Origin of the sequence: Massilibacteroides sp. (genome assembly GCF_028705895.1) — a bacterium.
In the GTDB taxonomy this organism is placed as follows: domain Bacteria; phylum Bacteroidota; class Bacteroidia; order Bacteroidales; family Tannerellaceae; genus Massilibacteroides.
The window spans coordinates 1-9,826 of record NZ_JAQWCQ010000084.1 but is presented as its reverse complement, the minus strand read 5'-3'; the positions used below and the strand labels follow the sequence as shown (position 1 = coordinate 9,826).

Genomic DNA, 9,826 nt, shown 5'->3' with positions numbered 1-9,826 from the left:
TTCTTAATAACCATTTGTGCATTTTTCTAGTAGAAGAGTGCTGCCTTTTCTTTGTCTAAAAATTGAGTTATTAACCGAAATCACCTATTTAAACGTGATTTCACAGACATAATTTACGTATGAAAATTGTGGCGAAATATAATATTTCATTAGACTCTGTTGTCGGAGACAAGATGCCTGGGACAGCTATGATAAGTACCAATATTATGGAGGTTAGTGATCCTATCGCTTCTTATAAAGAGTACCTGAATTCGCAGATAGAACTGTTTAAGGAATTAAGCAAAAGAGAAAACCCGAAAGCTTATCTGGCCTTTAATCTTATTCCTTATGTGTTTTATTCTTCGCATTATACATTGAGTAAATTCAGACTTTACAGATGGCTGCATCAAATGAATAATTCTGCTAATTTCCCTTCTTTTAAAGAGATGGAATTTTCTGAAGATGTCTGGAACTTACATACTGAAATGATTGGAATATTTTCAGCCTTGCCTGATATTAGTTATATTTTTGATAAATCGTTATTTCTTAAACAGGTAAAAGATATCTTCTTGTTTGTGCAACTTGGGTTGGTAGATGATGATAGTCTGTCTTTATTAAGGCAAGAGTTACTGCAACTTTTAGATGACATAATACAAATGACAAGTATCCCGCTTGACAGTCCGATCAAACGATCGCTTTATGTTGCCAATGTTAGTTTTGAGTCTTCTTATATCTATTTTGAAGCGAAAAATTTTCAGGCATCTTCTATGAGAATTATGGGGATAAGTATTATTACAACTAAGGATCCATTGATCTGTGAACAACAAAAAAAATGGATAGAGTCGCTCAAACGCTATTCAACTTTGATTTCCATGAGTGGTGAGATCGATCGGTTTACGTTTATTAATCAACAGAAAGAATATATCAATCAATTAATCCCTTCGTCAAAAAAATAGACTTGGATTGCAATTAATCATTACGGTTTACGTATTGAGATGGTAAAACACCGAATTCGTCTTTAAAGTATTTCCTGAAATACTTAGGGTTATTAAATCCGACTTCATAGGCAATTTCTGAGACAGTAAGCTGACTCTCTTCCAGTAATTGGGCAGCTCGTTTCAGTCGTATAATCCGAATAAACTCGATTGGAGTTTTACCTGTTAATGAAGAAAGTTTCTTATATAAATGTACGCGACTCATTCCTAATTCACGGCTTAATTCTTCCACCGAATAATCCGGATCAGATAAATGCTTTTCGGTATATTCTAATGCTTTATGTATCAGTTTTTCGTCTAACGAGCTGACGGCAATTTTGGATGGCTCTATTTTTACCTGCTGTTTGAACACTTGCTGGTTATTTCGACGCACTTCAATAATGTTCCGAATCTTAACTTTCAGAATATCCAGATTAAAAGGTTTCGTTATGTAATCCTCAGCTCCTGCAGTAAGACCTTCCAGCTTACTTTCTTCACCACTTTTAGCCGTTAAAAGAATAAACGGAATATGAGATGTCCGAATGTCAGCTTTTAGTGTTTGGCAAAGTTTAACTCCATCCATACGCGGCATCATTACGTCAGATAAGATCATGTCGGGAATTTCTGCAAATGCAATTTCCTGCCCTTCAACCCCGTCTGATGCTTGCAATATGGTGTATTCATTTTTCATTTGATCGGCAAGGAATGAACTTAATTCCGTGTTGTCCTCAACGATCAGAAGTTTAGGAAGTTCATCTCCTATAGGAGGCTCTTGATTTATCTGTTCATGATTATACTCGCCGTCTTCTATTGTCTCGGATTCCATATTTTCCGGACTTTCTGCTGTAATCGGCAAAATAAATTCAAAACAGCTTCCTTTGTCTTGTAGTCTTTTAGCTTGCACTTTTCCTCCGTGAAGTTCCACATACTCTTTAACGATATGTAATCCTATACCACTTCCCTGATTGTTAATGTCTTCTTTTGATGTAACCTGATAAAAGCGTTCAAAAATTTTCTCCAGGTCGGTTTCGGGAATACCTATACCATCATCAGAAACCGTGACAACAAGAGTTTCGTCATCCTTGATTTCTATATTAATAGATACGTGACCGCCTTCGGGAGTGAACTTGTAAGCATTGGAAAGAAGATTGACCATAATTTTTCCCAGTTTATCAGCATCAAACCACATCAATAAAGAAGAAACCTCACTATTACATGTAAATGATATTTGTTTTTTTCGCATTGCTTCATTAAACAATGTGGCTTGTTCTTTAAGAAATTGAATGACATCCCCGTGTGATTTCTGAAGCTTATGAGCGTTGTTATCTAATTTTCGGAAATCCAGAAGTTGATTCACAAGTCTCAATAATCCTCTTGCATTTCTGTCAATAACATCCAATAATCCTTTCTTCTCAGTATCCTTTTCTTTTTTTTGAAGCTCTTCTAATGGAGTAAGGATTAAGGTTAGCGGAGTCCGGAATTCATGGCTGATGTTCGTAAAGAAACGTAGCTTCATTTCATCCATTTCTAATTGTTGATCTACTTTTAATTTTTCCTGAGCATAAGCTAATTTCTTCTCAGCTTTGATAGTCATTCTTTTTCTATACCATAAAATCAGCGCAATCAGAAGGAGTAAATACAAACTCCAGGCTCCTATGGTGTTCCAGAAAGGAGGGCTGACAACAATCTTTAATTTAATCGGATCAATGCTCTCTATTCCGTCGTTATTGACTGCCTTAAGATTGAATAAATAGGTGCCCGGACTTAGGTTTGTGTAAGTTGCTTTTCGGCTGTTTCTGTCAGCTTCGAGCCATTCGTTATTGAATCCTTCTAATTTATAATAATATCGGGATTTATTGGGCATGCAATAATCGAGAGCCGCAAAAGTTAATGAAATATAGTTGTCTGAATATTCCAGTTTGATTTTATCCGTGACGCTGATACTGTTCTTTAATAAAATACGTCCGTGGTACTTCTTATTCGGTTTAATACTTTTGTTGTATATCTGAAAGTCGGTAATAACGACTTTAGGCGAATTATTATTGTAATTAATCTGTGAGGGTATAAAAAGGTTGAATCCGGAGGTTCCTCCAAAGATCAGCTCGGACTTTGATGTCATATAGGCTGCGTTGTAATTGAATTGTTCTCCTTGTAATCCCTCCGAACTATCGTAGTTGGTCAGTTTGAAAAAATATCCGGGGGTATTTACATTGGTGGTTACTTTGATGCAGGTAAGTCCTCTGTTTGTCGCAATCCACATATTACTATCAGAATCTTCAAGAATACTTTGGACAAGATCAGCGGAAAGACCGTTGTCTTCTGTGTAGGATAAGACCTCCCGGGTGTATGGATTGTAAACAAATAAACCATTTCTTGTCCCGATCCACAAAAGTCCCCGACTGTCTTCACACATATTGTTAATGTCGTTACGACTTAACTGAACTTCGGTAAATATCTCCTGTTCGTATAATTCTAATTTATCCTTTTCCGGATTGTACAGATAAAGCCCACTTTGCGCTCCTATAAACATTCCTCCCGATCGTCTTTCTACTAATGAATAGACTGATCCGTTTGTTTCAAAATGTTTCAGGATTTTTCCTGTGTTAACATTCAACACAAAGACACCTCCACGTAGCGTGCCGATCCACATATCCCCATTTTTGTCGCACTTCAATACCCAAGCATTATTATCAGTTAACCCATCAGGATCTTCCGGACTATAATTATAGTTTGTGAATGTGTTCCCGTCAAAACAATCTAAACCATCAAGATAATAACCAATCCAGAGGCGTCCTGCTTGATCCTCTTCAATGCTTACAATCACATTTCCCGAAGGAGAATCAGCCTTTTCCGGATCATGTTTATATAGTGTGTATTTCCCCTTTTTCCGATCAAAAAATAAAAGGCCTCCACCGTTAGTTCCAATCCAGATATTTCCGTCTGCTGTTTCATGGAAACAATTTATGTCTTTATATGGAATCTGAGAAGAAGAGATGAACGACTTGAACTTGTAGATGCTTTCGTGATAATAGCAGACTCCCTTTTTATACGTGCCCAACCACATAATACCCGTGTCATCTTTGTAGAGACTTTTTATTGTGTTTTGCGCCAGGCTGAGCGGATCGTTTTCGTCATTTAATATATAAGAAATCTTCCCTGTTTTCTTATTGATCAGATTTACACCTCCATGATCTGTTCCAATCCAGATATTTCCCTTATTATCCTCCTGAATGGCCATGATAATATCACTTGTAAGCCGGTAGGAAGGAGAGGCAAAAGTGGAATAAACCTGCCAGGTTGAACGTGATGTATTATAATAGGCTACCCCAAGATGCGAACCTACTCCATACACCCAGACATCTCCCGACGAATCGATGAAAAGATTCATGTCTCTTTGGTCTTTTATCGCGTTCTCGCTTAGTTTTAATATCGTGGAATCCCGGCTGATAACTTTGTGCGTTTGTGCGTCCATGCATTCCAACATGCCATTGTCCAACAAAAACCAATAGCGATTTTTCCCTTGTTTTATGGCTGCTATAAGACCTCGGCTAAGTCCGTCGGAGAGCCCTTGTTCAAAAATCTTCAGATTACCGGTTCTACTATCATAGAGGCGAATATCATCCCATGTTACAAACCAGAAGTTTTTTCCTTCATCTATATATACACTCCAAAAATCTTCTGTACCGGCATATTGTTTAAAAAGAGTAGAGGGCGAATCAATAAAACATTCCTGAGCCGGATCATAAACGGTATAACCCAAACGCGTATTAAGCCACAATCTGCCGTTTATGTCTTCTTGAATCTGCCATATGTCATTGTTTGATGAGAGTTCTTCTTTTGTGCTTAAGTCTTGTTTGTAAGAAACGACCTCATAGCCATCATACCTGTTTAATCCCGAAGGAGTACCAAACCACATAAAGCCGGAGCGATCCTTAAAAATACAAAGAACCTCACTATTCGTAAGACCTGTTTCTACATCAATCCGGTTAAATTTATAGTCGTCTGTTCTTGAGGCTCGCAAAACAGGATTTATAATTGATACTAAAAGAAGAAGAATTAAATATTGTCTAATCATGGTCTTTTACTCTGAGAAATGGATTAACAAAGATATATTTTTCTTCTAACAATTCAATTTCAAAACCTTCGAATCAGTAAAATCGTTCTTGTCGGAATCTTTTGATAGCAATAACAGGTATATTCTAAAAAATAAGATACATTTGTGTTCTACTTGTATGAATTTAATACTTTAAAATACTACATGCTATGACATATTGGCAAGCAGAGGTTGAAACGATGAGCCGTGCTGATCTGGAGAAACTACAGTTAGAATACCTGAAAAAAACAATCCGGATAGCGACTAATTCACCTTTCTATAATAAAATCTTCAAAGAACACCACATCACATCTGACTCAATCTGCTCTTTAGATGATTTAAAAAAGATACCTTTTACCACCAAAGAAGATTTGAGAAATAATTATCCGTTTGGTATGGCGGCTATACCTATACAACAGTGTGTACGGTTGCATTCCTCAAGCGGAACGACAGGAAATCCGACTGTTGTACTTCACTCGGCAAAAGATTTGAATGAATGGGCAAATCAGGTGGCACGATGTATGTATATGGTCGGGTTGCGCGATACGGATATTTTCCAGAATACATCCGGCTATGGAATGTTTACAGGAGGACTTGGGTTTCAGTATGGTGCCGAAAAATTAGGCGCATTAACTGTTCCGGCTGCTGCGGGTAATACCAAAAGACAATTAAAATTTATTACTGATTTCGGGACGACATGTCTGCATATTATACCCAGTTATGCAACAAGATTAGCTGAGGTAATGCGGGAGTCCGGTATTGACCCCAGACGAGATACGAAACTGCATACCGTCTGTATTGGTGCAGAGCCACATTCTGAGGAACAGCGCTTGCGTATAGAAGAACTTCTTGGGGTAAAAGCGTATAATTGTTTTGGAATGTCTGAAATGAATGGTCCCGGAGTTGCTTTTGAATGTAAAGAACAAAACGGAATGCACATCTGGGAAGATTATGTGATTGTTGAAATTATAGACCCGGTTACGCTTGAGCATGTGCCTGAAGGTGAAGTAGGAGAGTTGGTTCTTACTACGATCAATCGGGAGGCAATGCCTCTTTTGCGTTATCGTACACGAGATCTTACACGGATAATCTCCGGAGATTGTCCTTGTGGACGTACGCATAAGCGTATAGATCGCTTTAAAGGACGTAGTGATGATATGATCATTCTGAAAGGGGTAAATCTTTTCCCGATCCAGATCGAAACTGTACTCATGAAATTTAAAGAGCTGGGGAATAACTATCTGATTACAATCGATCAGGACGAAATGCAGATAGAAGTAGAGTTGAGTGATTTGTTTACGGATGATTATAGTGTGTTGCAACGGCTGACGAAAGAAATTACGCGCCAGTTGAAAGACGAATTGCTTCTTACTCCGAAATTAAAGCTAGTAGGACGGGGTTCATTACCTGTACAGGAAGGGAAGGCTGTGCGTGTTAAGGACTTGCGTAAATTTTAAAAGATAAACCATCCATTAAAAATACGGTTATGACGATAAATCAAATTTCTATTTTTCTGGAGAATAAGTGCGGAAAATTAAGTAAAGTGTTGAGCATACTTTCTGATGCTCATATCGGGATAATTGCAGCAACGGTGGCGGATACTTCTGAATACGGGATACTTCGCTTGATCGTCACTAATCCCGAAAAAGCGTATGCTCTATTTAAAGAAAATAATGTAACGGTGAGTAAAACAGAGGTGTTGGCAATTGCGACCGACCGATGTGCAGGAAGTTTTGCCAGTGTGTTAGGTTGTTTTACCGAAGCCGGTATTAGCGTTGAATATATGTATTGTTTTTCTCTTGATGGGAAGTCAATTCTTATCTTGAGAACGAATGATCCGGTTCAGGCATACGAAGTTGTTAAAAAGCATAAGTTGGAATATATATCTACAGATAAACTGAATAATATTTAATACAATACATCATGTTTGGAATTGATGATCCCGGAATTTGGCTGGCTTATCTGCTTGCTTTTGCTTGCCTTGTGTTTTCAGTAATATATGGCATTGTAAATTGGAATAAAGATGATGAAAAAGAGAACTCACAAAGGAACCAATAATAAATGAGTACATTACTATTAGGGATTATCGTCATAATCTATGTTTTTATACTGGCCTGGTTGGGTTGGTTGGGATACCGGCAAACAAAAAACTCAAGTGATTATTTATTGGGCGACCGAAAAATAAACCCCATGATCATGGCTTTGTCGTATGGTGCGACCTTTATTTCTACATCAGCCATTGTCGGATTTGGAGGTGTTGCTGCCACATTTGGGATGGGAATCCAGTGGCTTTGTGCTTTAAATATGTTTGTGGGTGTAATTATTGCGTTCCTTTTCTTTGGTGGACGAACAAGAGCTCTCGGAGTGAAACACGATGCGCATACCTTTCCCCAACTTATGGGATATTATTATGATTCGCTGCTGATAAAACGAATTTGTGCAGCTGTCATATTTATCAGCATGCCTATTTATGCAGCAGTTGTGATGAAGGGAGGAGCTGTTTTTATAGAGCAAGTATTCAATTTAGATATAAATATAGCCTTGTTCATCTTTACTGTTGTGGTAGCCATCTATGTAATTAGTGGAGGAATAAAAGGCGTTTTATATACAGATGCATTACAAGGTATGATTATGTTTGCCAGTCTTCTGTTTATTCTCGTTTGGTTCTACAAAATTATGGATATAGGTTTTCTTGAAGCAAATCGTAAACTGACGGATATCGCTTATCTTGTTCCCGACCGACTAAAAGACTTAGGACATCAGGGGTGGACTGCTATGCCTGTCACCGGATCTCCGCAATGGTACACTTTAGTAACTTCCCTGATTATGGGGGTTGGCATTGGCTGTCTTGCCCAACCGCAATTGGTCGTTCGTTTCATGATGGTGGAAAATAATAAACAATTAAACAGAGGAATTTTGATTGGCTGTATCTTTATCTTTTTCACTGTTGGATCAATCTATCATATCGGAGCACTGTCGAATTTGTTTTTTCTCAAAACAGAAGGTATGATTGCTTCAGAATTAGTGTCCGATATAGACCGGATTATTCCCCTCTATATAGACAAAGCCATGCCCGGTTGGTTTGGTGCAATATTTATGCTTTGTATGATGTCAGCAAGTATGTCCACGCTGAGTGCTCAATTCCACACAATGGGAGCCGCCTTCGGTGCTGATGCTTTCCCCAAACTTGGCCGTAGTAAGAATCCTAACTCTACAATAGCTGTACGAATAGGCGTTGTTGTCGCTATAATCGTTAGCTATGCGATATGCTATACCTTAAGTGCAAATGTTATTGCCCGAGGAACAGCCCTGTTTATGGGGGTTTGTGCGGCTACTTTCCTGCCGGTTTACTTCTGTTCCTTATATTGTAAATGGGTAACAAAAGAAGGAGCTTTAGCCAGTATCTGTACAGGCATATTCGCAAGTGTTTTTGCCATGTTATTTCTTCATAAAGCAGAAGCCATACCAATCGGCCTGTGCCGGTCTTTATTTGGATGCGATGTGTTAATTGAATCTTATCCTTGGCCAATGATTGACCCACTTTTGTTTGCTCTGCCCTTGTCAATAACGACAATAATACTCGTTAGTCTGCTTACTCGAAAATAGTGAAAAATGAATTTTTGGAAGTATTTATATTTTATTGTATGCTGTAAAACACTATTTAACGAAAATATTTATGTGATATATTGAAACACCCCTATATTTGCATCGTGGTTTTTTCATAATAGTATTAGATTTAAGGTTAACAAAGTTGGTTAGGGGTTGTCGTGAGACAGCCTTTAATTGTTTTTTGGGGGGGCTTAATTCAGAAAATCTATGGTAGAAAAACGGATCAGGCAAAATAATCAGGCAGTTACAGGATTTGTGACTGTCTTTTTTATGAGCCGTGAAATCATGGTGAAGTCTAAACACACCTAATAGGCACTATTCTACGCTATCCATCAAAAAAATAAAGTTATCATTTCCTCGTCATTCTCGTCATAACCGTCATACCTTTCTCCTAAAGGGGATTTAAAATCCCTTTTAAAACAAACCGGGCAAAGTTCGAAAATAGCACTTTGAACATAAGCTTCCAACAAAATCAAACCCGTTCATATTGTTGATTTACAATACATTAAAATCAATCGAACAGTTTTTATTTTTTGTGTTTTATTTTGACAAATAGATGCTTTTTTCGTCCTTTTACTTACGCGTAAAAAATATCCATTCTTGTCTTTTTATTTTTCAATACCGTTTTAGACCAATATATATTGCATTTAGACTAAAATAGCCCGTTTTTTACCGAAAATATAAAGGTTATTTTCTGAAAAATATCCTTTATCTTCAAAAAAAGAATAGAGTCTTTTTCCAAAAAGAATAGGGAGATTTTATCCATTGCCTTTTTTTGTTCAATTTTGATAATTCAAAAAAACGGGCATGCCGTATCGTGCGTTTTAAGTGTGGTTTTTCAGTGTTTGTTTTTCGGGCACATATATTGTCATTTTATTTAATAAAGCGCGTTAAAACAACGCTGTTGAAGCCGACGACAATTTGTCTGAAAATGACAGATTTTGCTATTATTTTGTTTTTTATTTCACTTTTTTACATATTCCGGTGCTACCCACCCAGCGATTCCGGTGATATGCACCCAGTGTTTTCGCTCAGGTTACTGATAAAATTACCGTTTTTTTCTTAAACTCTCTCCTTTTAACTCAAATCGATGTGATGTATAGACAATTCTATCGATAACGGAATCCGCTATTGTTTCATCCGAAAAGAGATCAAACCAACTGCCTACGGG

The 9,826-nt window shown here is 37.5% G+C and carries 7 protein-coding genes; 5 read left to right on the top strand and 2 right to left on the bottom strand.

Going from position 1 to position 9,826, the window contains the following annotated elements:
* The first annotated feature begins 119 nt into the window (after nt 1–119).
* On the top strand, nt 120–935 hold the full coding sequence (locus tag PHT93_RS14475) for a hypothetical protein (protein WP_300244336.1): 816 nt from the start codon (nt 120–122) through the stop codon (nt 933–935).
* 13 nt (nt 936–948) lie between these two features.
* Here the strand turns inward: PHT93_RS14475 and PHT93_RS14470 are convergent, their stop codons facing one another.
* Entirely contained in the window at nt 949–5,028 is a 4,080-nt protein-coding gene (locus PHT93_RS14470) for a hybrid sensor histidine kinase/response regulator transcription factor (protein ID WP_300244334.1), read from the bottom strand.
* 188 nt (nt 5,029–5,216) lie between these two features.
* Between PHT93_RS14470 and PHT93_RS14465 the strand changes: the two genes are divergently transcribed.
* From PHT93_RS14465 to PHT93_RS14455, 4 genes are read left to right on the top strand one after another with little or no spacing between them, the layout of a single operon-like run.
* On the top strand, nt 5,217–6,503 hold the full coding sequence (locus PHT93_RS14465; protein WP_300244332.1) for a phenylacetate--CoA ligase: 1,287 nt from the start codon (nt 5,217–5,219) through the stop codon (nt 6,501–6,503).
* A gap of 29 nt (nt 6,504–6,532) precedes the next feature.
* On the top strand, nt 6,533–6,958 hold the full coding sequence (locus tag PHT93_RS14460; RefSeq protein ID WP_300244330.1) for an acetolactate synthase: 426 nt from the start codon (nt 6,533–6,535) through the stop codon (nt 6,956–6,958).
* 11 nt (nt 6,959–6,969) lie between these two features.
* The gene (locus tag PHT93_RS15170; RefSeq protein WP_363318657.1) at nt 6,970–7,104 is read left to right on the top strand and encodes a symporter small accessory protein; all 135 of its coding nucleotides are present in this window, start codon (nt 6,970–6,972) and stop codon (nt 7,102–7,104) included.
* Between the two features lie 3 nt (nt 7,105–7,107).
* Nucleotides 7,108–8,652 carry a sodium:solute symporter family protein gene (locus PHT93_RS14455; RefSeq protein ID WP_300244328.1) on the top strand — a complete coding sequence of 515 codons (1,545 nt, stop codon included), beginning with the start codon at nt 7,108–7,110 and terminating at the stop codon, nt 8,650–8,652.
* A gap of 1,051 nt (nt 8,653–9,703) precedes the next feature.
* On the opposite strand, the gene PHT93_RS14450 is transcribed toward PHT93_RS14455, so the two are convergent.
* Nucleotides 9,704–9,826, bottom strand: a 123-nt coding sequence (locus PHT93_RS14450) for an ATP-binding protein (protein ID WP_300244339.1), incomplete at its 5' end; no start/stop codon positions are given.

Bases quoted from the DNA above. Each gene is read 5' to 3' on its own strand.
- PHT93_RS14470 (WP_300244334.1), bottom strand. From the start codon at position 5,028: ATGATTAGACAATATTTAATTCTTCTTCTTTTAGTATCAATTATAAAT.
- PHT93_RS14460 (WP_300244330.1), top strand. From the start codon at position 6,533: ATGACGATAAATCAAATTTCTATTTTTCTGGAGAATAAGTGCGGAAAA.
- PHT93_RS14475 (WP_300244336.1), top strand. From the start codon at position 120: ATGAAAATTGTGGCGAAATATAATATTTCATTAGACTCTGTTGTCGGA.
- PHT93_RS15170 (WP_363318657.1), top strand. From the start codon at position 6,970: ATGTTTGGAATTGATGATCCCGGAATTTGGCTGGCTTATCTGCTTGCT.
- PHT93_RS14455 (WP_300244328.1), top strand. From the start codon at position 7,108: ATGAGTACATTACTATTAGGGATTATCGTCATAATCTATGTTTTTATA.
- PHT93_RS14465 (WP_300244332.1), top strand. From the start codon at position 5,217: ATGACATATTGGCAAGCAGAGGTTGAAACGATGAGCCGTGCTGATCTG.